Below are 22,313 nucleotides of genomic sequence, written 5' to 3'. Positions count from 1 at the left end.
ATCCGCGAGCGACCCACGGGGGCCCATGGACATCTTCGTGTACGGCACGCTGACCGAGCCGGACGCCGTCACCGAGGTGGTCGACTCGTTCGTCTTCGTCGGCTCTGCGACGCTCGACGGCCTCCGGCTCGTGGAGGGGCGGTACCCGACGCTCGCGCCGGGCGGCGAGACCGCGGGGCGGCTCCTCCGAACGGAAGAGATCGACGCGCTCGACGCCTACGAGGACGTCGACGGCGGGCTGTACGTCCGCGAGGCCGTCCCGCTCGACGCGCCGGGCGAGCACCCGGAGACCGCCGCGGTGTACGTCGGCGACCCCGACAGACTCGACGCGGACGCGACGTGGCCGGGGTCCGGACCGTTCGCCGCTCGGGTGCGATCGGTCCTCGACGAGCGCGACGTGCGGGTGCGGCTGACCCCCCGAGATCCCGTCTGACGGGCGGATGACGGGCGCGCAGTCGTGCGGTTTCACTTTCGCTCTGGTAGCCCCACCTTTTTGTATTCGCGTCGCTTGGTTTCACTCGCACGTCACACGCGTGCATTCCCCCCTTCACCAACGCCGAGCCGCTCGCTCGTCGATCGGACGGGCGCGGCGAACGCGACGCGGCGGACGCGGGCCGGCGACCGTGGTCGACCGGTCCGTCGGCCCCGACCGGAACCGATTAGCGGCCGGCGCGGCGACGGCGTGGCATGCTCACTCTCTCCGACATCCGCGAGGCGCGCGAGCGGGTCTCGGGCGTCGCCCGGCACACGCCCCTGGAGCGGTCGCGCTCCTTCTCCGAGATGAGCGGCGCCGACCTCCACCTCAAACTGGAGAACTTCCAGCGGACCGGCGCGTTCAAGATCCGCGGTGCGATGAATCGGATCCGGACGCTCTCGGAGGCGGAGCGCGAGGCCGGCGTCGTCACCGCGAGCGCCGGCAACCACGCGCAGGGCGTGGCGCTGGCGGCCAGTCGCGCCGGGGTCGACGCCACCGTCGTGATGCCGAAGTTCGCGCCGGTCTCGAAGGTGAAGGCCACCCGCGGGTACGGCGCGAGCGTCCGCCTGGAGGGCGTCGACTACGACGAGGCGCAGGCGTACGCGCACCGGCTGGAGCGCGAGGAGGACCGCACCTACGTCCACGCGTTCGACGACCCCGTCGTGATGGCCGGGCAGGGGACGCTCGGCTTAGAGATCGTCGACGACTGCCCCGAGCTCGACACCGTCGTCGTCCCGATCGGCGGCGGCGGGCTGATCTCGGGGGTCGCGGTCGCGATCAAGGAACAGCTGCCCGACGTGCGCGTCGTCGGCGTTCAGGCGGCGGGCGCCGCCTCGGCCGCGAAGTCGCTGGAAGCGGGCGAGGTCACGGAGATCGACAGCGTCGACACGATCGCCGACGGGATCGCGACGCGGTCGGTCGGCGATCGGACCCTAGAGGTCATGACGGAGTACGTCGACGAGGTCGTCACCGTCGACGACCGCGAGATCGCCCTGGCCCTCACGCTGCTCTTGGAGCGCGCGAAGACGCTCGTCGAGGGCGCCGGCGCGGTCGCGCTCGCCGCCGTCCTCTCGGAGGCGTTCGAGTACGACGACGGCGAGACGGTCGTCGCCGCGCTCTGCGGCGGCAACATCGACCTCAACCGCCTCGGCACCGTGATACGCCGGGGACTGGTCCAGATGGGCCGCTACCTCAAGATCACGATCGACCTGAAGGACCGCCCCGGCGAACTGGAGCGCGTCTCCAGCATCGTCGCGCGCACCGGCGCGAACGTGTACGCGGTCCACCACGACCGCACCTCCCGCGACGTGGCCGTCAACGCCGCCGAACTCGAACTCGAACTGGAGACCGACGACGCCGAACACGCCGCCGACATCGTCGACGCGCTCGAAGCCGAGGGGTACGACGTCGAGGTGCTGTCGTGAAACGGGTAGCGACCATTTATAAATAGAACCGCGGTGGCGCGCGCCTGCGAGCGGCCGCCCCCGGCGGCCGCGAGGAGCACGCGCGAGGGAGTCGGCCGCCCGGAGCAACGCGGAGGGCGGCCGACGAGGCTGGGGAGGCGTGAGGCTGCGGTGCCGTGCGGGGTGGGACTCAAAGGGGCAGCCGGGAGGCGGGCGCAGGCGATGCAAGCACCGCAGGAGCGAGTGAAACGAGCGACGAGGAGCGTGGTTCGAGAGAGCGAAGCTCTCTCGTCATCACGAAAGGCGCTCCGCGCCTTTCGAACGACAGCGAGCGTGCGCCCGCCTCCCGGCTGGGGCTTTGGAGACGTTCACCGTCGATCTACGGTCAGCTATTTATAACCGAGCGGCTGGGGCTTTGGAGACGCTCACCGTCGATATACGGTCAGCGATTTATAACGGAGCGGTCGGGGCTTTGAACTCGTTCACCGCCGGTGGAACATCAATTTCCGGATGCGTTCGCGGAGCCGTTCGTTTGTGCCGGGGCCGAAACGCTTCCGCTCACGCTCGTCGAGCCGCCGAGGAGGGAGTGGTCCGAGTCGCCGCTGAACGTCGTGACCGTCTCGCCGTCCTGTTTCACGATCAGGGTCCAGGGGTCGTCGCCCGCGGGGATCCGCATCGTCCCGTTGTAGCGGACGACGCCCGAACACGGCCGGGAGGCGTTCCCGGCCTCCTCGATCGGAACGTCGAGGACGTAGGCGGACTCGTTCAGTCGCTCGAAGGTCGGCCCGCCGACGGCGTACGAGGGGCCCGGCAGCGAGACGTTTCGAGCGTACGTTATCTCCGTGTTTCTTGGGCCGGCGGCCACCGAGGTCGAACCGTTGGCCGCGAACTCGTCGGGACAGCGGACCCCGTCGGTGTCGAAGTGGACCAGCGCCGGCGGATCGCTCGGTCCGCCGAAGAGGCCGCCGGGCCCTCCCGACACGGGACCGGCGAGGGCGACGGCGCTACCGGTCACGAACAACGCGAGCGCAACGGCGACGACGGCCAGACCACGTCTGCTCATCACGTTTCGGACGACGGGAGGGTCACGGATAGTACCGCGTATAACGCAAAGAGGGGTTTGCGTCACCGAGCGTATCAGGGGTGCGGACGGGAGCCGTCGGGACGGTGACCCGGACGCACCCGAAACGACGAACCGCCTCTCAGTCGTCCGCGGCCGCGGCGTCGATCTCGGCCTCGTACAGCTCGCCGGCGCGCTCGCGCTCGGAGAGGTACTCGTCGGCGTCGAGCGCGGCCTTCACGCCCATCCCGCTCGCGGTGGCCGCCTGCTGGTAGTGGAAGTCGACCACGTCGCCCGCGCCGAACAGGCCCGCGACGCCGGTCCGGGTCTGCCCGCCGCCGCGGCCGCCCTCGGTGATCAGGTACCCGTCCTCGTCGGTCTCGATGCCGGTCCCCTCCAGGAAGTCGGTGTTCGGCGTGTGGCCGATGGCGTAGAAGACGGCGCCCACGTCGAACGCGTACTCGTCGACCTCGTCGGCGGTCGCGGGGTCGTCGAGCTTCTCCTTCGGGTGGCCGTCGGGGTGTTCGACGAGGGTCACGCGGTCGATGCCGTCCTCGGGGGTGCCGTGGATCTCGGTGAGCTCGGTGTTGAGGAGCAGCTCGATCTCCCCGTCGTCGACGGCGTCCATCGTGCGCTCGATCCACACGTCCTCGGCGCGGAACTCCTCGCGGCGGTGGGCGACGTAGACGGTGTCCGCGAACTTCGTCAGGAAGTTCGCCTCCTCCATCGCGGCGTCGCCGCCGCCGACGACGAGCATGTCCTCGTCGCGGAAGAACGCGCCGTCGCAGGTCGCACAGGTCGAGAGGCCGTACCCCATCAGCTCGTCCTCGCCGGGGACGCCCAGCGTGCGGGCGCTGGCGCCCGAGGCGGCGATGACGGCGTCGGCGGTGTAGACGTCGCCGTCGGAGAGCGCGACGCGGAAGTGGCCCGCGGGCTCCTTCGCCACGTCCTCGATGACGCCGTTGCGGGCCTCGGCGCCGAACTTCTCGGCCTGTTCCTTCATGTCGTTGATCAGGCCCGGACCGGAGATCCCCTCGGGGAAGCCGGGATAGTTCTCCACGTCGGTCGTCAGGGTGAGCTGGCCGCCGGGCTCGTCCCCCTCGATGAGCAGCGGGTCGTTGTTCGACCGCGCGGCGTAGATAGCCGCCGAGAGACCAGAAATACCGGTGCCGGCGATGATCAGTCGACGGTGTTCGACGATGTCGTCGGTCATGTGAGTGAGTTCGCCGGCGCGCCGTATGTACGTTGCGACCGGTGGCGTCGCGCTCGCACAAGCGACGGCGACGACCGGGGGACGAGTTCGCTACCGGGCCGCGACGAACACGCTCCGATCGTCTCCGGGGCCGTATCCCTCCGCGACGTCGACGCCGGCGAACCCCGCCGCGGCGAGCGCGTCGGCGACCCGCTCGTCGGCGAACGGCGTCATCCGGCGGCGGTCGACGAACGGGTCGCCCTCGGGCGTGAACGTCACTGCCCGCCAGTCGAGCCGGCCGTCGTCGGTCGCGACGTGGTGCGCGACGCGGACGTACTCGGTCGCCCCCTCGGCGTCGCGGCCGACGTCGAGCCCCGGTCGGTTCCCCTCGGCCGGCAGCGGGGAGTTGTCGAAGACGAGGACGCCGCCCGGCCGCAGCCGGTCGCGGAGCGCGGCGAGGGCCGGGTCGAGGTCGCCCGGCGGTAGGTGGTTCACGACGCCGCGGACCGCGACGGCCGCGTCGAACGGCCCCGCGTCCCCCAAGTCCGGGTCTGGAAGGCCAGTCAGGCGGAACTCGACCGCTCCGGGGGCGTCGCCGTCACCGGAGCCGCCGTCGAGGTCCCCGCACTTCTCGCGGGCGACGGCGAGCATCCCCTCGTGAACGTCGACCGCGGTCACGTCGACCCCGCGCTCGGCGAGCCGTCGGGTGTGCTCGCCGGTGCCGCAGCCGACCTCCAGCAGGCGCTCTGGGTCGACCCCGCGCTCGGCGAGCGCGTCGAACACGAAGGCGACGTCGCGGTCGTAGTCCCACTCGGACTGGATCGCGTCGTACAGCCGGGGACGCTCGTCGTAGAGGCCGTCGGACATGGCGGCGACTACGAGGGGATCGGCGGCCGGCGAAGAGTGTCTTACGCCGCCGTGCGACAGATTCGCACGCCCCGGACTCAGTCCGTCGGGAACTCCGGCGGGAACCCGGTCGGCTGGGCGGGCGCGTCGTCGAGCGCCTCGAAGAACCGCCCGGCGACGAACGCCTCGACGACGTCCGACAGCGACTCCGACTCGGGGACCTCAGAGAGGATGCCGAGCGGGACCTGCGCGCCGGCCATCACGGCGTGGCCGCCGGCCGATCCCACCGGGTCGAGCGCGTCGCGGAGCAGTTCGCCGGCGTCGAGGTCGGCGCCGCGGGCGCGGGCGGAGCCGTAGATCACCCCGTCCATATAGCCGTAGACGAACGTCGCCGTCACGCCCTCCAGGTCGAGCAGCCGATCGGCCGCCTGCGCGAGCGCGTCGCGGTCGGCGATCTCGCCGACGCAGGAGGCGGCCACCGACCCGCGGACGTCGCGGTTCTCGATGGCGGCCGCGAGGACGCGCAGCGTCTCGGGGCTCACGCTCGGGCTCTCGACGCGTTCGAGCGTCGACTCGTCGGCGTGCGCGAGCAGCGCGGCCGCCGCCTCGAAGTCGTCGGTCGCGGTCGCGCGCGTGAAGTCCTTCGTGTCGATCCGGATCCCGTACAGGAGCGCCGTCGCGAGGTCCCGTTCGGGCTCGATCCCGTACCGCGAGAGGTACTCCGCGATCAGCGTGCTCGTCGCGCCGATCCCGGGGCGGATGTCGACGAACGACCCCGCGACGGGCCCCCGCGGCGGGTGGTGGTCGACGACGACCTCGACCGGGTGGCCCTCGGGGAGGCTGTCGTTGATGCCGGCACGGGAGTGGTCGACCAAGGCGATCCCGTCGTACGCGTCGAGGTCGACCCCGTCGAACGACCGGAGGTCGATGTCGAGGAGGTTCACCATCGCGCGGTTCTCCTGGTGAGCGATCTCGCCGCCGTAGCAGGCGTCCGCGTCGACGCCGATCGATTCCGCGACCCGCGCCAGTCCGATCGCGCTGGCGATGGCGTCCGGGTCGGGATTGTCGTGCGCGACGACCAGCAGCGGCCCCGAGAGCCGTCGGAGCGCCGCGAGCAGCCGGGCCGGCCTCTCGTCCTCGCCGTCGTCGGTGCGGGCGAACTCCGCGTCGGTATCGGCCCCGCGGCCGCGGTCGAGCCCGACCGCCTCGAAGACGCGGCCGGCGACCGCCGCGACCGGGTCGACCACGCGGTCGGCGACCGCCGCGACCGCCGCCCGCTGCTCGTCCGTCGGTGCCGTTCCGAGGTGCGCGACGATCATCGCGTCCGGGTACCGTTCCCGGGCCGCGCGCGCGGCGGCGACGTTGCGGTCGGGGTCGTCGCTCGCGATCAGCACGACCGCCGCCGCGTCCGGGTACGTCCCGGGATCGGTCGGGTCGGCCTCGACGGTGGCGACGTTGCGGTCGCGCAGCGTCGACGCCCAGCCGGTGTCGTCGGTGATCGCCACCAGGTCGTCCCTCCCGCCGCGCTCCTCGCGGGTGCGCTCGACGAGCGCGTTCCCGACCGCGCTACAGCCGAGCAGCAGGCGCCGGGTCATACGGACGCGACGGGGTCGCGAGGCAAAACGCTGCCGTCGACCGCGCGGTCGCTCCGGGCCGCGGCCGTCACGCTCCGTCCTCCGACCCCTCCGCGGGGTCGCCCCCGTCGCGGAGCGCCCCGTTCACCGCGGCGGCGACGTCGACCGCGGCGCGGTTCTCGGCGACGTCGTGGACCCGAACGATGTCGGCGCCGCGGTCGGCGGCGAGCGCGGTGCCCGCGACCGTCGCGTGCTCGCGGTCGTCGGCGTCGCGCCCGACCGCGCCGTACAGCGACTTGTGCGAGTGGCCGACGAGGACCGGACAGCCGAGCGCCGCGAACTCCCCGCAGCGCGCGAGCAGTTCGAAGTCCTCCGCCGGCGACTTCCCGAAGCCGAGCCCGGGGTCGACGATGACGCGGTCGCGGTCGATGCCGGCCGTGTCCGCCAGCGCGAGGCGCTCGCGAAGCGCGTCGACCGCCTCGGCGACCACGTCGTCGTACTCGGGGTCGGCGTCCGGGTCGACCGGCGCGTCGAGGCTGTGCATCACGATCACCGGGCAGTCCGCCTCGGCGACGACCGACCGCATCTCGGGGTCCTCTAACCCGGTCACGTCGTTGATGACGTCCGCGCCCGCGTCGAGCGCCGCCTCGGCGACCGCGGGCTTGCGCGTGTCGACCGACACCAGCACCTCGCCCGACCCCACCGCCGGCACCGACTGGATCGCCTCGATCGTCGGCACGACGCGCTCGATCTCCGCCTCGACCGGGACCGGCTCCGCGCCCGGCCGGGTCGACTCCCCGCCGACGTCGACGACGTCGACCCCCGCGTCCACCATCCGCTCGACGCCGGCCACCGCGTCGTCGAGGTCGGCGTGGCGCCCGCCGTCGTGGAAGGAGTCCGGCGTGACGTTGAGCACGCCCATCACCGCGGTGCGGTCGCTCCACGGGAAGTCGGGAGTGGCCTCGTCGGCGTCGCTCTTCTCCTCCGTTCCGCCGATCCCGTCGGTCTCGATTCCGACCGCCGCGGCGAGGTCGGCCGCCACCCCCCCGAGCCCGCTGCCGTCGGCCGCGTCGAGGCGGTCGACGAGCGCCCGGATCTCCGCGACCGTCCCCGCGACGGTGACCGGGACCTGCTCGCCGCCCGCCCCGCGGTCCTCGCCCGCGCCGAGGCCGCCGAGCGCCGCGTCGCCGCCGACCGCCCGGGCCTCGCTCACGACGCGCTCGGCGCGGTCGCCGCGCAGTCGGAGGGTGAGGACCCGGTGGTCGACGCCGTCGCGGTGAGCCGCGACGCCCTCGGGCGGGACCCCGGCCGTGTCGAGCGCGTGTTCGGCGTCCTCGGCGTCCCGAACGGCCCGCTCCCGGACCGTGCGCATCTGAGCCGCCCGGGCCTCCGCGACCGCGAACAGCGAGCCGACGAGCAGCACGCAGTCGCCCTCGTCCGCGCGGTCGACCGCCGTCGCGAGCGCGTCGGTCACGTCGTCGCCCGCAGTCACGCTGTCGACGCCCGCCGACCGGAGCGCGGCCGCGAGGACCGCGGGGTCCTCGGCGCGGTCGATGGCGGGCCGGCAGGTGACCGCCGTCGCCGCGTCGGGCAGCGCCGCGGCGGTCTCGGCGTGGTCCTTGTCGTGCATCGCGGCGTACACGAGGTGGAGGTCGTCGTAGTCGTACTCGTCGAGGGTCGCCGCGAGCGTGCGGGCGGCGGCGGGGTTGTGCGCGCCGTCGAGGACGGTCAGCGGCGCCGTGTCGACCACCTCGAACCGCCCGGGCCACGTCGCTCTCGCGAGGCCGTCGCGCACGGCGCGGTCCGCGAGGTCGGTCCCCAGCGCCGCCGCGGTCCGGTCCGCGAGCGCGACGGCGACCGCCGCGTTCGCCGCCTGGTGGCGGCCGACGAGCGGGAGCCGGTACGTCCCCTCGCGCTCGCCGGCGAGCGAGACCTCGGCGTCGGTGGCGCTGACCCGACCCTCGTAGGTCGCCGCGAGCGCGGGCGGGTCCTCGGTCTCGTCGGCGTCGTCCGCCGAGTCCCGCTCGTCCGCGTCGCCGTCGCTCCGACCCGCGGCGTCGCCGTCGCCGGTCACCCGCGTCACCGGCGCGCCGGCCTCGCCCGCCACCTCGCGGACGACGTCGAGCGCCTCGCCCTCGCAGGCGGTGACGAAGGGCGCGTCGGGGCGGGCGATCCGAGCCTTCGTGCGGGCGATCTCCGCGACCGTGTCGCCGAGGACCGCGGTGTGTTCCAAGGAGACGTTCGTCACGGCGGTCGCGACGGGGTCGACCGCGCTCGTCGCGTCGTACTCGCCGCCGAGGCCGACCTCCAGCACGGCGACGTCGACCTCGCGGCGCGCGAACTCCCGGACCGCCATCGCCGTCACGACCTCGAAGAAGGTGAGCGGCTCGCCGGCGGCCGCGCGGTCGATCAGCCACGGGCGCACCTCGGCGACGAACTCCGCGATCGCGGCCTCGGTCATCTCCCGGCCGTCGACGCGGACGCGCTCCGACAGCGACGAGAGGTGCGGCGAGGTGTACAGCCCCACCGACAGCCCCGCCTCGCGGAGGACCGACTCGGTCATCCGCGCCGCGCTGCCCTTCCCGTTCGATCCGGCGATCTGGACGAACGGGACCGCCTCCTGCGGGTCCCCGAGGTGCGCGAGCAGCGCCTCCACCCGCTCGGTGCCGGGCTTGACCGAGAAGCGGCGGAGGTCGAAGAGGAACGCCGCCGCCTCGTGGTAGTACATACGCCGTAGGTCGGGAGCGGGTCGCTTAGGGGTAACGGACCCGACCGGGTCCCGGCGACCGCGTCGACCGAAAAGCAACCCTTACGCGCGCCGCGGCCGCATCCGATCGCATGGACGAGACAGCGACCGCCGACGCGGGCGACGCCCCTGCCGAAGGGGCGACTCCGGGCGGCCCCGACGGCGGCGACCCGGTCGTCGTCGGCGAGGGGGTCCGGAAGTCGTACGGCGACGTCGACGCGCTCGACGGGGTCGACCTCGACGTGGCGGCCGGCGAGGTGTTCGGGCTCATCGGCCCCAACGGCGCCGGGAAGACGACGCTGGTCCGCGCGCTCACGGGGACCACCGAGGCCGAGGGCGGCCTCCGCGTCTTCGGCGAGCCGCCCCGCGAGGTCGACCCGAGCCGGATCGGGCTGCTCCCGCAGTCGTTCGACCCGCCCGCGCGGCTCACGGCCCGCGAGCTGGTCGACTACTACGGCGGCCTCTACGACGCGGCGCGCGACACCGAGGCGGTCCTCGACGACGTGGGGATGGCCGACGACGCCGACGCCTGGTACGAGACGCTCTCGGGCGGCCAGCGGCGCCGCACCTGCGTCGCGACCGCGGTCGTCAACGACCCCGACCTCCTCTTCCTCGACGAGCCGACGACCGGGATCGACCCCGCCGGCCGGCGGGCGATCCACCGGCTGATCGAGCGGCTCGCGGCCGACGGCACGACCGTCTTCCTCACGAGCCACGCGATGGACGAGGTCGAGCGGCTCGCCGACCGCGTCGCCATGCTCCGCGACGGGCGGGTCGTCGCGAGCGGGGCGCCCGATCGGCTGGTCACCGAACACGGCGGCGCGCCGCGGCTCGACGCGGCGACCGCGGCGCCGACGACGGAGGGAGTCGTCGAGGCGGTCGCGGCCGGCGTCCGAGACCGTCTCGGGACCGACCCGACCGTCGAGGCGACCGACGACGGCCTCCGGGTTCGGGGCGTGCGACCCGAGGCCATCGGCGACGCGGTCGACGCGCTCGACGACGCCGGGGTCGCGTTCGACTCGCTCTCGTGGTCGGAGCCGTCGCTCGAGGACGTGTACCTGCGGCTCACCGGCGAGGAGTACGCGCGCCGTGGGGACGGCGGACCGCCGGACGAAGCGGCCGGCGAGGGGCGTCGCGCAGCCGACGACGCGACGCCGGGCGGGGGTCGCGCAGCCGACGACGCGACGCCGGACGGGGGCGACCGATGACCCGCCTCGGCCGGATCCGGACGGAGGCGGTCGCGGCGGCGCGCTCGTTCACCCGCCGCCGGACGGCGGTGTTCTTCACCTTCTTCTTCCCGGTCATCCTCGTGGTCATCTTCGGCGCGCTGGTGCGGACCCAGCCGACCGGCGGCGGCCTCTTCGCGGAGCCCGCGGGCTACTACATCCCGGGGTATCTCGCGGTCGTGGTCCTGTTCACGCCGCTGTCGCGGGTCGGCTCCGAGATCGCCCGCCACCGCGACGGCGGGCGGTTCGAGAAGCTGGCGACGACGCCGCTCTCCCGCGCCGAGTGGCTGCTCGCGCACACGCTCGTCAACGTCGGGATCATCGGCGCCGCGAGCCTGCTCATCCTCGGCTTAGTGCTGGCGGTGACGGACGCGACCCTGATCCTCTCGCCCGCGCTCGCCGCCCTGCCCCTGTTCGTCGCGGTCGCGGTCGCGCTGTTCTGCGGGCTCGGGGCGGTCCTCGGTTCGCTCGCGGACTCGCAGGACGGCGTGATCGCCGCGAGCAACACGGTCGCGCTCCCCCTGCTGTTCCTCTCCGAGACGTTCGTCACCCCGTCGCTCCTGCCGGAGTGGTTCCTGCCCGCGGTCGCCGCCTCGCCGCTGACGTACTTCGCGCGCGGAACTCGGGCGATCACCTTCGAGGGGGGCGCGTGGACCGGCGACCTGCTCGTGTTGACCGCGCTCGCGGCCGGTTTCCTCGCGGTCGGCGCGTACGCGGTCCCGCGGACGGAGTGAGCGGACGACGGGCGGCGTCGCCCCGGAGCGGACGGCGACCGCCGCCCCGGAACCGTCCATTTATGTTCGCAGCCCGCGTCCGGAGGAAACGAGAGGGACCCCGTTGACCACCGTTCACTTCACCTGTCCGGACTGCGAGCAGACCATCGAGGTCAACGACGCGATGCGGGAGACGATACTCGACACCGGCTGCCCGGTGTGCACCGCGGCCGCGACGGCCGAGGACTTCGCCGCGACCTGCGAGTAGCCGTCGCCGCGACCGCCGCCGGCCCACGGGGGCGTTGCGGCGCGTTCGCACACCGCATCCGGTTGCTGTGGCTTTTTGCGTCGACCGCGACAACGGTCGAGCGATGACACCCGAACTCGAGGAGATCGATCTGGGGACCGTGCCGCTCGGCCGGACCGGCCTGCGAACGAGCGAACTCCAGTTCGGCACGTGGCGGTTCGGCCGCGTGACCGAGGCGGGGAACGTGGAGATCGACGAGGACCGCGCCCACGAGCTGCTCGACGCCTACGAGACCGCCGGCGGACGCTACATCGACACCGCCGACGTGTACGGCGGCGGGGACTGCGAGCGCTGGATCGGCGACTGGCTCGCCGAGCGCGACCGCGAACGCTACACGGTCGCCTCGAAGGTGTACTGGCAGATCCGCGACGGCGACCCGAACAGCCGGGGCACGAACCGCAAGAACGTCCGCCACCGCGTCGACGCCCTGCTCGACCGGCTCGACACCGACTACATCGACGTCCTCTACATCCACCGGTGGGACGACGAGACGCCCGCCCGCGAGCTGATGAAGACCCTGAACGGGCTCGTCGAGTCCGGCAAGGTCCACTACCTCGGCGCCTCCACGCTCCGCCCGAACGCCTGGAAGGTCGCCCGCGCCAACGAGATCGCCCGGGGCGAGGGGTGGGAGCCGTTCACGGTGCTCCAGCCGCGCTACAACCTCGTCGACCGCGAGGTCGAGGGGGATTACCTCGAGTTCGCGCGCCAGCGGAACCTCGCCGTCTCCCCGTGGAGCCCGCTCGGGCAGGGCTTTTTAACCGGCAAGTACGACCGCGACGCCGACCTCCCCGACGACTCGAAGGCCGCCGAGTCGACCCGGTTCCAGGAGGCGTACCTCACCGAGGAGAACTTCGACGTCCACGACGAGCTCGACGCCGTCGCCGACGAGGTCGGCGCCTCGGCCGCGCAGACCGCGCTCGCGTGGCTCGCGCACCGCGACGGCGTCACCGCGCCGATCGTCGGCGCCCGCACCGTCGACCAGCTGCGCGAGAACCTCGCGGCCGCGACGATCGATCTGTCCGACGAGCAGGTCGACCGCCTGACCGCGGCGAAGCCGGGACCGTACGACGAGTTGTAGGATCGGCTGCCCGAACCGTCGCCGGGGAGGCCGCCCTACCGGTCGGCGCAGTAGTCGACGAAGTTCCGCAGGATCGCCAGCCCCGTCTCGCCGCTCTTCTCGGGGTGGAACTGCGTGCCGAACACGTTGCCGGCCTCGTTGGCGACGACGGCCGGGAAGTCGACCCCGTAGTCCGCGGTGGCGACGACCGCGTCCGGGTCGGCGGGCTCGGCGTAGTAGGAGTGGACGAAGTAGGCGTGCTCCCCGTCGACCCCGTCGACGATCGGGTGGTCGCGCTCGACCTCGAGCTCGTTCCAGCCCATGTGCGGCACCTTCCGGTCCACGTCGAACCGGACGTTGGTGCCGGGGACCAGATCGAGGCCCGTCACCTCGCCTTCGCCCTCGTGGTCCGCCTCCTCGCTCGTCGTGAGGAGCATCTGCATGCCGAGACAGATCCCGAAGAGGGGGCGGCCGGCGTCGGCGTGGTCGGTCAGCGCCTCGCGCAGCGGCCCGGCGTTCTCCATCCCCTCGCGGAACGCGCCGACCCCGGGGAGGACGACGCCGTCGGCGGCCGCGAACGCCTCGGGGTCGTCGGTGATCTCGACGGACGCGCCCGCCCGCTCCAGTCCGCGAGTCGCGGACCGGAGGTTTCCGAGACCGTAGTCCACGAGGGCGACGGACACCTCCCGATCCGGTGGTGATTCGTCCATGTCTCCGGTATATCACCTGCGTGGAAGTCAGTTTCCATCCGGAATCCGGTACATAGCGGTACATACCAGTCCGTATATTTAAACAGCAACACTTTTGAGACGCCAGTAGAATCTCCAAATGTACTCCTCATGGCCAGACGACGCAAATTCCTCAAGGTCGCGGGTGCGGCAAGTATCGTGGGACTCGCGGGATGTAGCGGCGGCGGCAACACGAGCGGCGACGGGTCCGGCGGCGACAACATGAGCGGCGACGGCGACGGGTCCGGCGGCGACAGCATGAGCGGCGACGGCGACGGCGACGCGGCAATGACCTTCGGCGGGGACGGAACGGTTAACTTCGGTATCTCGCCGTCCGTTCCGCAGGAGGACCTCGAGGTACAGTACGCTCCGCTCCTCGACCACGTCGGGAGCTACCTCCAGCAGAACCACAACGTTCCCGAAGGCCTCAACGTCGAGGGGAACATCGGGAGCAACTACAGCGCGGTCATCCAGTCGCTCGGTCAGGGGACGACCGACCTCGCGGAGACCGGCCCGTTCGCGGCCGCCCTCGGCGTGAAGACCGGCAACGCGGAGATCATCCTCCAGCGGTACGGATACGGCGGCTGGACGTACAAGAGCATCATCGCGACGCCGAACGACAGCGACATCACCGAGCTGTCGGATCTCTCCGGCAAGACCGTCGCCTTCTCCGACCGGCTGTCGACCAGCGGCGCGCTGTACCCGCTGTACAGCATGTCGAACCAGGGCGGCCTCGACGTCGGGAACCTCCCCGAGGGCAACGGCTCACAGGCGGAGTTCGACGCCCGCTTCGCCGGCGGCCACGTCGGCTCGTACACCCTGCTCGAACAGGGGCAGGTCGACGCGGCGGCGATGGGCGGGTTCGTCCGGGACACCTCCACCGGCCCGACGCCGGAGGAGTGGCAGCAGGTCGCGACGACACTCCACGAGGACGAGGGCCTGCCGCGCGCCCCGATCGTGGTCTCGCCCGAGCTGAGCGACGACGTGAAGTCCGCGCTCCAGGCGTCGTTCCTCGAGGCCCCGGACAGCATCTACTACGGTGCGGACGGCGAGGGCGGCACCGGAGACGACCTCTGGTTCAGCCGCGTCCGCGAGGCGGCCCAGGAGGACTACCAGTCCGTCATCGACGTCGCCGACGAGCTCGGCGTCGGAGCGGACATCTTCGGACAGTAGGACCCCGCCCCCCAACTTCGGATCGTTTTTCACACGATCGGTCTGTTTTCCGACAAAGCAACACCTCATGCCAACGATCGAATTCGAAAACGTCAGCAAAATATACGACGAGGACACCGTCGCCCTCGACGACGTGTCGTTCACCATCGATGAGGGGGAGTTCGTCATCCTCCTCGGTCCCTCCGGCGCCGGCAAGTCGACGATGCTCCGGGTACTGAACGGACTCACGCAGCCCACCGAGGGGTCCGTCCGCATCGGCGGCAAGGAGCTTCAGGGGAACCGCAGCGAGGTCGGAATGGTGTTCCAGGAACACTACCTCATCGAGAGCAAGACCGCGTTCGGCAACGCGCTGTCGGGAGCGCTCTCCCGGAACGGGCTCGTCCGGAGCGCCCTCGGGCTACACGCCGACGCGGACAAGATGACCGCTCTCGAAGCCCTCCAGACGGTCGGCCTCCTCGACGAGGCCGGTCAGCGCGCCGAGTCGATGAGCGGGGGCCAGAAACAGCGCGTCGGGATCGCGCGGGCGCTGGTTCAGAACCCGGAGATCGTCCTCGCCGACGAGCCGGTCGCCAGCCTCGACCCGAAGGCCGCCCGCGACGTGATGCGCTACCTCAAGAAGGCCGCGACCGAGCAGGACCTGACCACGATCACCAGCCTCCACCAGGTGAACATCGCGCGCGAGTTCGGGGATCGGTTCCTCGGTATCCGCGACGGCGAGGTGATATTCGACGGCGACGCCGACGACCTCACGATGGACGAGATGGACCGGATCTACTACGGCGAAACCAAGAGCGGCGAGACGATCCCGACGGGGGCGGCGAGCGGCGAAGTCGGCGAAACCGACGCCGAGGCTGACGCCGCCACCGACGGGGGGGGTCGGGCGTGAGTTCGCCGTCCGACTCGGCGATCGACGACCAGTTCCGCGCGCTCGAACGGCTCCGGCGACTCAAGTACGTGCTGTGGGGCGTGCTGCTCGCGGCGGTCCTCGGCGTCACCTACTGGGGGCTCGGCTTCATCGGCTTCCAGCCCAGCGTCGTCGCCGGGCGGCTCCCGGAGATGTACGAGTTCATCTCGACCGGCTTCTTCCCGCCTGACTTCCAGAACTTCACGATCTACACCAAAGACCAGAACATCACCGGACTGCGAGCGATCCCCGCGAGCTTCGGCGACGGGGGGGCGCACATCGTCGAGAGCTTCAGATCGTCGCGGCAGTCGCTGGTGAAGGCGAGCCTCGTGACGCTGCTGTTAGGGTTCATGGGCACCGTGTTCGCCTTCCCGTTCGCGCTGGTCCTCGGCGTCCTCGGGAGCGAGCGCGTCACGCCGTTCCCGTTCAACTTCATCTTCCGGGGCACGCTCAGCGGCATCCGCGCCATCCCCGCCATCGTCTGGATCTTCCTGTACATCCCCATCGGCCCGCCGGGACAGGTCACGGCGGTGCTCGCGATCGCGACCGACAGCATCGGGAACCTCGGACGCCTCTTCACGGACGACCTCGAAGAGATCGAGGAGGGACCGATCGAGGCGATCCGGTCGACGGGCGCGTCGGGCACCCAGACCGTGAGCTTCGGCATGCTGAGCCAGGTCTCGCGGTCGTTCATCGCGTGGACCCTGTACATCCTCGAGATCAACACCCGGATCGCCATCTCGCTCGGGGTCGTGGGCGCCGGCGGCCTCGGGCTGATGATCCGGAACAGTCAGGACCTGTTCGAGTTCCAGCAGACCGCCGCCGGGCTGGTGATGGTGTTCATCGTCGTCCTCGGCATCGAGCTCGTCTCCTCGCGCATCCGCGCCCGGCTCCGGCCCGGCGAGCACGAGGGGAAGGGACTCATCGAGGCGATCCGCGACCTGTTCAATCCGAACAAGTGGCTCGGCCGCGGCGACCCGAAGAACTAGAACTCGCCGAGCCGCGACTGGCCGTCCCCGCCGTCCCCGCTCCGTTCACCGACGCCGCTCAGTTCGGCCGCCCGAGCGATCGTCTCGAAGAAGCCGTCGCGCTGGCTCCGGTCGTACAGCGTCGCCGCCGGGTGGACGGAGAGCAGCACGCGCCGCGATTCGCCCGCGAGCCGCGCGTCGGCCACGTCGCCGGACTCCGCGGTGATCGCCACCGACCGGTCGAGGAGGTGTTCGCTCGGCACCTTGCCGAGCGTCACGATCAGTTCCGGGTCGAGGCGGTCGATCTCGCTCTCGAGGTGGCCGCGGCAGTTCGCCAGCTCCTCGCCGGTCGGATCGCGGTTGTCCGGCGGCCGGCACCGCACGCAGTTCGTGATCCGCACGTCCGCGCGGGCGAGCCCCGCGTCTCGCAGCGCCTCGTCGAGCACGTCGCCCGAGCGCCCGACGAACGGCTCTCCCCGCTCGTCCTCGGTGGCGCCCGGTCCCTCACCGACGAACAGCAGGTCCGCGTCCGTCGGGCCGACCCCGTCGACGATCCGGCTCCGCGACTCGACCAGCGCCGGGCACCGCTCGCAGGCCGGCACGCGCAGCTCCTCGTCGAGCGCGGCGCCGTCGCCGCCGTGTTCGCTCATACGGGGGTTCCGGACGCGGTCGTCTAAGTAGCGTCGGTCGCCGCCGCCTCGCGGTGCGCGCTCGCGGCCAACGCCGCGAGCCGGAGCGGCTCACACCGCCGCTCGCCGTCGCGGGTAAGGCCCCTGATCGCCGCGGCGGCCTCCTCGGGATCGATACCGACCGCCCGGACGAAGCGGGGGTCGCTGGACTCCGGAGCATCGAGCGCGACCCGGGACGGTAGCGACCGGTAGACGTCGAGGCGGGCGGCGAGCGCGTCGCCGTCGAACGCGTCGCGCAGGGCCGGTTCGAGCCCGGGGCTCGCCTCGTAGCTCACGGCGTAGACGGGGCGGTCGATCGTCTCGCGGAGCCGGTCGAGGTCGACGAGGTTGAACCAGGCCGGCGCGACGCCCGCGCAGGCGACGTGGCGCACGTCCTCGCGGTCGAGCGCGCGCCAGCAGTCGATGGCCGCGTCGGTCGCGTCCGTCCCGCCGACGGTACACCGCGCGAACGCGAAGCCGTCCGGCGTCCCGTCGGCGCGGACGACGACGCCGGCCGCGTGGCTCGCGTCGCGGGCGTCAGAGAAGGCGAGGCCGAGCGTGCGGCTCGGCGGCGTCACTCACGCGTCCTCGGATTTGATCTCCTGGAGTCGGTCGAGAAGCTCGTCGTTCGAGGCGCCGGGCTCGTAGTCGACTGACCCCTCGTGGGTCTCCTGGGCAGCCTGGACGCCGTCGTCGTCGTCGAAGTCCGCGTCCAGGTCCTGATTCTCCTGTTCGGACTCGTCGTAGCTGCCGAATCCCATGTGTGTGTAGAATTAACAGAGGGCGATAAATAAATCCACGGCCGCCGGCGGAGAGAGCCCCGTCGGTGCGCCCGCGGCTGTACCCTTTTGTCGCTCCGCGAGCGAGGACGGGTATGGAGCCGATCACCGTCACCGCGGACGCGGAGGAGTTCACCTGTAACGCGTACCTCGTCGTCGGAGACGCGACGACGCTCGTCGACGCGGGAACGATGCCCGGCGTGGACGACGTGATCGCCGACGCGCTCGACGACGCCGGCGTCGACGACCTCGACCGCGTCGTACTGACCCACCAGCACCACGACCACGTGGGCGAACTCGACGCCGTGGTCGACCGCTTCGACCCCCGAGTGTTCGCGTACGCCGACCACCCGCGTCGCGACACCGCGCTCGAGCCCGGCGACGAGGTGCTCGTCGGCGACGAGCCGTGCGAAGTCGTCTACACGCCCGGTCACGCCGACGACCACGTCTCGCTCGTCGGCGAGGAGCGACTCTACTCCGGCGACGTGGTCGTCTACAACGACGGCGCCTTCGACGACGGGTCGTTCGGCCGCACCGACATGGCCGGCCAGTCGCGCGAGCGCCTGATCGAGAGCCTCCGCGAGATCCTCGACCGGCTGCCCGACACCGCCGAGGCGATGTACCCCGGCCACGGCGACGTCTACCGCGCCGCCGACGGGCCGGACACCGTCCGCGAGGTGATCGAGCGCGCGACGGAGCGCGCCGAGCGCCGCGAGCCGAAGTACCCCGAGGAGTGAACGCGGTCCGTATTTAAGAGTGAACGCGATCCGTATTTAAAAACGAGCGGCGAGGAGGCCGACCGCCACCCCTCGGCGCGCCCCCGAGCGGCCGCCGGCGGCGGCCGCGAGGTCCCCGTGAGCGGAGCGAACGGAGGCTCGGAAATCTTTGATTTCCGGTGGAGGCGGCGGTCCGGCGCGGCCCCGCCCGCGCCGGGCCGTCCGCCGAGGCTGGGGAGGCGTGAGGCGCACGCGCGGCTGGCCGTCGAGGCGGAGAGATCCGAGAGAAGGGACGAAGACGGACCGGAACCGAGCCGAAGACGGGCCGACTACGCGGCGCGGCGCTCGGTCGCCTTCGGGCGGAGGTTGGTGTAGCCGCACTTGCGGCAGCGCTCGGCCTCGGAGGCGTTGCGGGCGTTACAGCGCATACAGATCTGTCGGTCGAGCATGCGGCGTTCGGCGGCGTCGAACTTGGCCATACGGCTACTGGGCGGGCGGTGCTGTAAAAGGTTGCGAGACGGCGCGGCGGGCTGTCACCGTCGCGAACGCGTCGGATCGACGGGACGGAGCCGCTGGAGCGCCGAGGAGTGAAAGGGGCTCGGGCCGCGAGTCAGGCGCCCGCTTCGCTGAGGGCGGCCTCGATGTCCTCGCGCTGGGTGACGCCGACGAAGCGGTCGACGACGCCGTCGTCGTTCTCGACGATGAGCGTCGGGAGCGAGCGGACCTGGTACTGGTTCGCGACGTCCTGCTCCTCGTCGACGTCGACCTTCTGGAGCTCGAACGCGTCGCCGAGGTCGTCCTGAATCTCCTCTAAGATGGGGTCTTGGGTCTTACACGGGCCGCACCACTCGGCGTGGAAGTCCAGCAGTCGAACGGTCATGGTCGGCGCAAATTATCGCCGGCCCGCGCATAAGGGTTTCCCACTCGTGTGTGCGCCGGGCCCGTGCGACTCGTCGAGGGCGACGAGACGGCGGAACCGATGAGACGGCGGGCGGAAAGCGGATGAAGGGCCCGCTGCGGCCCGAGCGACGAACGAAACGTTTAGCATGCGGCGCCGTCCAGAGGGGGATATGAGTGGTTCCAACTCCGGCGGACTGATGTCCAGCGCGGGACTGGTCCGCTACTTCGAGAACGAGGACCGGAACGCCATCACGATCAACCCCAAGACGGTCCTCGCGTTCTGCGTCCTCTTCGGCCTGTTCGTCCAGATCCTCTCGCTGACGGTCGCGTAGGCCCGCGCCGCATCAGTTCTCCCCGCCGCGTTGCCGACGGACCGACCGACGACGTAGCGCGCCCTTTTTCCACGCGCCCCTCCCACGTATCCGTATGAAAGCAGGCGTCATCGCCGTTCAAGGCGACGTGGCCGAACACGCCGCCGCCGTCCGCAACGCCGCGGCCGCCCACGACGAGTCCGCGGCGGTCGTCGAGGTGCGCGACGCGGGGGTCGTGCCCGACTGCGACGTCCTCCTGATGCCGGGCGGGGAGTCGACGACGATCTCGCGGCTGATCCACCGCGAAGGGATCGCGGCCGAGATCGAGGCCCACGTCGCGGCCGGCAAACCGGTCCTCGCGACCTGCGCCGGGCTCATCGTCTGCTCGAACGACGCGAAGGACGAACGGGTCGAGGCGTTAGGGCTCGTGGACGTCTCCGTCGACCGCAACGCGTTCGGCCGACAGAAGGACTCCTTCGAGGCGGAGATCCCGGTCGCCGGGCTCGACGACCCCTTCCACGCCGTGTTCATCCGCGCGCCGCTCATCGACGACATCGGCGGGGGCGTCGAGACGCTCGCGACGGTCGGCGGCCGCGCGGTCGCGGTGCGCGACGGCCCGGTCGTGGCCACCGCGTTCCACCCGGAGCTCACCGACGATCCGCGGATCCACGACCTCGCATTCTTCCCCGAGCGAGAGGTGGTCGCGTGAGCGGTCCGGCCGGGGACGACGGTGGCGGCGGGACGACCGACGGTCCGGCCGCCGAGGCCGGCGGGGATTCGGCGGTACCGTCCGAGGACGTCCTCGACGAGCTGTTCGCCACCATCGAGTCGCGGCGGGAGGAGCTCCCGGAGGGGTCGTACACCGCCTCCCTCTTCACCCACGAGAAGGGGGAGAACGCCGTCTTAGAGAAGATCGGCGAGGAGACGACGGAGGCGATCCTCGCGGCGAAAGACGACGACCGCGAGGAGCTTACCGCCGAGAGCGCTGACCTGGTCTACCACTTGCTCGTGTTGTTCGCGATGAAGGACCTCGCCGTCGACGACCTGCGCTCGGAGCTGCGGGACCGGTTCTGAGACGGACGAAACCGTCGCGGCACGGCGGGAGCTATCGCTCCCGTTCGAGCTCGCGGTCGATGTCGTCGCGCTCCTCCGTCTCTAACTCCTCGCCGATCCGGCGCTCGAACTCCGCCTCGCTGATCTGCCCCTCGACGTACTGCTGTCGGAGGCGGTCTTGGCGGCTACTCCCGCCGTCGACCTCGGTCGACGAGGTGGATCCCGAACCGATCGAGTCGAGCGGTCCGGCGTCGTCGTCGCTCAGCAGCCACGAACCCGCCTCGTACGCGGCGTAACCGAGCCCCGCCAGCACGGCGAGCGTGACGATCCCGGAGAGGACCGCCCAGGCGAGACTCAGGAGGGCCGAGACCACGCTCACGACGACGCTGACCCCGATCAACGCCGCGATCGCGATCGCCGCGTAGTAGAGGGCCTGCTTCCCGTCCATATCCCGGATTCGGGCGGCCGGCCGCAAATACCTTCTCCCGCGGACGCGGGGGCTCGCCGGCCGGAGCGGACGCCCGCGGACTTTTGTTCGCGGGGCCGAACACCCCACGAGAACGACGCCGTGAGCGACACCGACTCGTCCGGATCCGGCGAGGGGGCCCGCCCGACCCGCAGAGCGGTGCTTCGGCGGACCGAATCGCTCGCGGTCGGCGGAGCGGCGGCGGTCGGATCGACCGCCCTCGCCGGCTGCGTCGGGCGCGGGAACGGGGAGGCGACCGAGGGCGCCGGCGACGGCGACGCCGCCGACCCGCCCCTCGTCGCCCACCGGGGCTTCGCGGCCGAGAACCCGGAGAACACGGTCGCGGCGGTCGAGGCGGCGACGGCGGTCGTCGACCGGATCGAACTCGACGTTCGCCGCTGCGGGACGGGGGAACTCGTCGCCTTCCACGACGCGACGCTCGGGCGGGTGACGGACGCCACCGGGCGCGTGGCCCGGACCCCGCGCGAGCGGCTCGCCGACCTCTCCGTGGCGGGCTCGGGCGAGCCGGTGCCGACGCTCGCGGCGGCGCTGGACGCCGTGCCGGCGGACGCGTGGGTCATGCTCGACCTGAAAGAGCGGGGGGTCGCGGGGGACGCGCTCGCGCTCGGCGCGGACGGGGACTACGACCTCGCCGTCACCGCCGACGACCCGGCGGTGATCGAGGCGGTGCGGACGGCCGATCCGACGGTATCGACCGTCTACGGCGTGCGCGAGTCGGTCCCCGCGCGGCCCCTCAGACCGCTGATTCCGGGGAGTCGCGAAGGGGTCCGTCTGCCGAGGTGGGCGTACCCGCCGCAGGACGTCGCGGCGATGGTCGAGACCGCGACCGAGTTGGGGTGTGCGGCGGTGTCGCCGCGGTACGAGCTGTGCCTCCGGACCGACATCCTCTCGCGTGCGGCGGACGCCGGACTCCGGGTGCTGCCGTGGACCGTCGCCTCGGCCCGAGAGTACGAGGCGGTCGCGGGTGCGGGCACCGGTGTCGACGCCGTCGTCTCGGACGTCTCTCGCGGAGTTCGCGAGCCCTGAC

Annotated in this window: 26 protein-coding genes; 14 read left to right on the top strand and 12 right to left on the bottom strand. The window is 71.8% G+C overall.

The genetic code is table 11. The features are described from left to right. Window positions 1-25 precede the first annotated feature (25 nt). Together EXE42_RS12700 and ilvA are read left to right on the top strand one after the other, a co-directional pair. On the top strand, window positions 26-433 hold the full coding sequence (locus tag EXE42_RS12700; RefSeq protein ID WP_137706648.1) for a gamma-glutamylcyclotransferase family protein: 408 nt from the start codon (window positions 26-28) through the stop codon (window positions 431-433). Window positions 434-687: 254 nt separating this feature from the next. Next, entirely contained in the window at window positions 688-1,899 is a 1,212-nt protein-coding gene (gene ilvA / locus EXE42_RS12695; RefSeq protein WP_092920728.1) for a threonine ammonia-lyase, read from the top strand. 478 nt (window positions 1,900-2,377) lie between these two features. Here the strand turns inward: ilvA and EXE42_RS12690 are convergent, their stop codons facing one another. The 5 genes from EXE42_RS12690 to folP form a co-directional block, all read right to left on the bottom strand. Then, complete coding sequence (locus tag EXE42_RS12690; RefSeq protein ID WP_137706647.1) at window positions 2,378-2,941, bottom strand: hypothetical protein; 564 nt, start codon at window positions 2,939-2,941, stop codon at window positions 2,378-2,380. Window positions 2,942-3,080: 139 nt separating this feature from the next. After that, entirely contained in the window at window positions 3,081-4,151 is a 1,071-nt protein-coding gene (locus EXE42_RS12685; RefSeq protein ID WP_092920726.1) for an NAD(P)/FAD-dependent oxidoreductase, read from the bottom strand. Between the two features lie 90 nt (window positions 4,152-4,241). Then, window positions 4,242-4,997, bottom strand: coding sequence for a bifunctional 2-polyprenyl-6-hydroxyphenol methylase/3-demethylubiquinol 3-O-methyltransferase UbiG (locus EXE42_RS12680; RefSeq protein ID WP_137706646.1), 756 nt, complete (start codon window positions 4,995-4,997; stop codon window positions 4,242-4,244). Window positions 4,998-5,074: 77 nt separating this feature from the next. Continuing rightward, window positions 5,075-6,571: a bifunctional oligoribonuclease/PAP phosphatase NrnA gene (locus tag EXE42_RS12675; protein WP_137706645.1), complete on the bottom strand. Its 1,497-nt coding sequence runs from the start codon at window positions 6,569-6,571 to the stop codon at window positions 5,075-5,077. Window positions 6,572-6,638: 67 nt separating this feature from the next. After that, entirely contained in the window at window positions 6,639-9,278 is a 2,640-nt protein-coding gene (gene folP / locus EXE42_RS12670; RefSeq protein ID WP_137706644.1) for a dihydropteroate synthase, read from the bottom strand. A gap of 110 nt (window positions 9,279-9,388) precedes the next feature. On the opposite strand from folP, the gene EXE42_RS12665 reads away from it, so the two are divergent. The 4 genes from EXE42_RS12665 (at window position 9,389) to EXE42_RS12650 (ending at window position 12,620) form a co-directional block, all read left to right on the top strand. Beyond that, window positions 9,389-10,504 (top strand): ABC transporter ATP-binding protein, encoded by a 1,116-nt coding sequence (locus EXE42_RS12665; RefSeq protein ID WP_137706643.1) that lies wholly within the window; start codon window positions 9,389-9,391, stop codon window positions 10,502-10,504. Further along, entirely contained in the window at window positions 10,501-11,256 is a 756-nt protein-coding gene (locus EXE42_RS12660) for an ABC transporter permease (RefSeq protein ID WP_092920721.1), read from the top strand. The genes EXE42_RS12665 and EXE42_RS12660 overlap by 4 nt, the downstream gene beginning before the upstream one ends. A 103-nt stretch (window positions 11,257-11,359) precedes the next feature. Further along, window positions 11,360-11,503 (top strand): zinc ribbon domain-containing protein, encoded by a 144-nt coding sequence (locus EXE42_RS12655; protein ID WP_137694018.1) that lies wholly within the window; start codon window positions 11,360-11,362, stop codon window positions 11,501-11,503. Between the two features lie 103 nt (window positions 11,504-11,606). Then, window positions 11,607-12,620: an aldo/keto reductase gene (locus EXE42_RS12650; protein ID WP_092920720.1), complete on the top strand. Its 1,014-nt coding sequence runs from the start codon at window positions 11,607-11,609 to the stop codon at window positions 12,618-12,620. Between the two features lie 35 nt (window positions 12,621-12,655). Here the strand turns inward: EXE42_RS12650 and hisH are convergent, their stop codons facing one another. Then, a complete protein-coding gene (hisH, locus tag EXE42_RS12645; protein WP_092920719.1) occupies window positions 12,656-13,309 on the bottom strand; it encodes an imidazole glycerol phosphate synthase subunit HisH in 654 nt (217 codons plus the stop codon). A gap of 129 nt (window positions 13,310-13,438) precedes the next feature. On the opposite strand from hisH, the gene phnD reads away from it, so the two are divergent. The 3 genes from phnD (at window position 13,439) to EXE42_RS12630 (ending at window position 16,393) form a co-directional block, all read left to right on the top strand. Continuing rightward, a complete protein-coding gene (phnD, locus tag EXE42_RS12640; protein WP_092920718.1) occupies window positions 13,439-14,500 on the top strand; it encodes a phosphate/phosphite/phosphonate ABC transporter substrate-binding protein in 1,062 nt (353 codons plus the stop codon). A gap of 67 nt (window positions 14,501-14,567) precedes the next feature. Beyond that, window positions 14,568-15,386 carry a phosphonate ABC transporter ATP-binding protein gene (gene phnC, locus EXE42_RS12635; protein WP_092920717.1) on the top strand — a complete coding sequence of 273 codons (819 nt, stop codon included), beginning with the start codon at window positions 14,568-14,570 and terminating at the stop codon, window positions 15,384-15,386. Continuing rightward, window positions 15,383-16,393: an ABC transporter permease gene (locus EXE42_RS12630; RefSeq protein ID WP_137706642.1), complete on the top strand. Its 1,011-nt coding sequence runs from the start codon at window positions 15,383-15,385 to the stop codon at window positions 16,391-16,393. The genes phnC and EXE42_RS12630 overlap by 4 nt, the downstream gene beginning before the upstream one ends. Here the strand turns inward: EXE42_RS12630 and EXE42_RS12625 are convergent. The 3 genes from EXE42_RS12625 to EXE42_RS12615 are packed head-to-tail and all read right to left on the bottom strand — an operon-like array spanning window position 16,390 to window position 17,801. Next, window positions 16,390-17,022, bottom strand: coding sequence for a uracil-DNA glycosylase family protein (locus tag EXE42_RS12625; RefSeq protein WP_092920715.1), 633 nt, complete (start codon window positions 17,020-17,022; stop codon window positions 16,390-16,392). The genes EXE42_RS12630 and EXE42_RS12625 overlap by 4 nt on opposite strands. 23 nt (window positions 17,023-17,045) lie before the next feature. After that, window positions 17,046-17,618 carry a DUF99 family protein gene (locus EXE42_RS12620; protein WP_137706641.1) on the bottom strand — a complete coding sequence of 191 codons (573 nt, stop codon included), beginning with the start codon at window positions 17,616-17,618 and terminating at the stop codon, window positions 17,046-17,048. Next, a complete protein-coding gene (locus tag EXE42_RS12615; RefSeq protein WP_006111657.1) occupies window positions 17,619-17,801 on the bottom strand; it encodes a DUF5786 family protein in 183 nt (60 codons plus the stop codon). 113 nt (window positions 17,802-17,914) lie between these two features. Here EXE42_RS12615 and EXE42_RS12610 point away from each other — a divergent pair, with 113 nt between their 5' ends. Then, window positions 17,915-18,556: an MBL fold metallo-hydrolase gene (locus tag EXE42_RS12610; RefSeq protein ID WP_092920712.1), complete on the top strand. Its 642-nt coding sequence runs from the start codon at window positions 17,915-17,917 to the stop codon at window positions 18,554-18,556. Window positions 18,557-18,864: 308 nt separating this feature from the next. Here the strand turns inward: EXE42_RS12610 and EXE42_RS12605 are convergent, their stop codons facing one another. Continuing rightward, complete coding sequence (locus EXE42_RS12605; RefSeq protein WP_048078454.1) at window positions 18,865-19,014, bottom strand: 50S ribosomal protein L40e; 150 nt, start codon at window positions 19,012-19,014, stop codon at window positions 18,865-18,867. 131 nt (window positions 19,015-19,145) lie between these two features. Next, window positions 19,146-19,415 carry a co-chaperone YbbN gene (locus EXE42_RS12600; RefSeq protein WP_092920711.1) on the bottom strand — a complete coding sequence of 90 codons (270 nt, stop codon included), beginning with the start codon at window positions 19,413-19,415 and terminating at the stop codon, window positions 19,146-19,148. A gap of 190 nt (window positions 19,416-19,605) precedes the next feature. Between EXE42_RS12600 and EXE42_RS12595 the strand changes: the two genes are divergently transcribed. The 3 genes from EXE42_RS12595 to hisE all read left to right on the top strand — a co-directional run bounded on the left by EXE42_RS12595 (window position 19,606) and on the right by hisE (window position 20,820). Continuing rightward, on the top strand, window positions 19,606-19,767 hold the full coding sequence (locus EXE42_RS12595) for a preprotein translocase subunit Sec61beta (RefSeq protein ID WP_092920710.1): 162 nt from the start codon (window positions 19,606-19,608) through the stop codon (window positions 19,765-19,767). A 94-nt stretch (window positions 19,768-19,861) separates the two neighbouring features. Further along, window positions 19,862-20,455 (top strand): pyridoxal 5'-phosphate synthase glutaminase subunit PdxT, encoded by a 594-nt coding sequence (pdxT, locus tag EXE42_RS12590; protein WP_137694016.1) that lies wholly within the window; start codon window positions 19,862-19,864, stop codon window positions 20,453-20,455. After that, the gene (gene hisE, locus EXE42_RS12585; RefSeq protein ID WP_394327273.1) at window positions 20,452-20,820 is read left to right on the top strand and encodes a phosphoribosyl-ATP pyrophosphatase; all 369 of its coding nucleotides are present in this window, start codon (window positions 20,452-20,454) and stop codon (window positions 20,818-20,820) included. The genes pdxT and hisE overlap by 4 nt, the downstream gene beginning before the upstream one ends. Before the next feature lie 31 nt (window positions 20,821-20,851). On the opposite strand, the gene EXE42_RS12580 is transcribed toward hisE, so the two are convergent. Then, window positions 20,852-21,247 (bottom strand): hypothetical protein, encoded by a 396-nt coding sequence (locus EXE42_RS12580; RefSeq protein WP_137694015.1) that lies wholly within the window; start codon window positions 21,245-21,247, stop codon window positions 20,852-20,854. A 120-nt stretch (window positions 21,248-21,367) separates the two neighbouring features. On the opposite strand from EXE42_RS12580, the gene EXE42_RS12575 reads away from it, so the two are divergent. Next, window positions 21,368-22,312: a glycerophosphodiester phosphodiesterase gene (locus EXE42_RS12575; protein ID WP_092920707.1), complete on the top strand. Its 945-nt coding sequence runs from the start codon at window positions 21,368-21,370 to the stop codon at window positions 22,310-22,312. The last annotated feature ends 1 nt before the right edge of the window (window position 22,313 follow it).

The organism is Halorubrum sp. SP3 (genome assembly GCF_005435195.1).
Classification (GTDB): domain Archaea; phylum Halobacteriota; class Halobacteria; order Halobacteriales; family Haloferacaceae; genus Halorubrum; species Halorubrum sodomense.
This window is presented reverse-complemented; position numbering and strand designations above follow the sequence as displayed.